The sequence below is a fragment of the Bacillus sp. sid0103 genome (assembly GCF_019219025.1).
Genome location: NZ_JAHUWN010000160.1, coordinates 1 through 255, shown reverse-complemented (window position 1 = coordinate 255; position 255 = coordinate 1). Strand labels below are relative to the sequence as shown.

At 36.5% G+C, this 255-nt stretch carries 1 protein-coding gene; it reads left to right on the top strand.

Going from position 1 to position 255, the window contains the following annotated elements; all coding sequences use genetic code 11:
• A partial coding sequence (locus KW850_RS34650; RefSeq protein WP_218351747.1) for an IS110 family transposase occupies nt 1–255 on the top strand: 255 nt, incomplete at both ends.

Sequence of the window (255 nt, the reverse complement as noted above, 5' to 3'; positions counted from 1 at the left end):
ACAGATATTATCGATGCTAATCATCTCTGCGAGCTGTACTATAAGGAGGACTTAGAGCCCTATAAAAAACGAGGGATTCAACTTTTAAACCTACGTAATTTGACAAGACAACACGAAAACCTAACAGATATTGTTGTTCAAACTAAACTACAATTCCAAGCAATCCTTGATCAGGTTTTCCCTGAATTTAGAGGTGTTTTTGGGGACCTATTTTCTATTGTTTCTTTACAAACTTTGTCGGTGTACCGTACATCT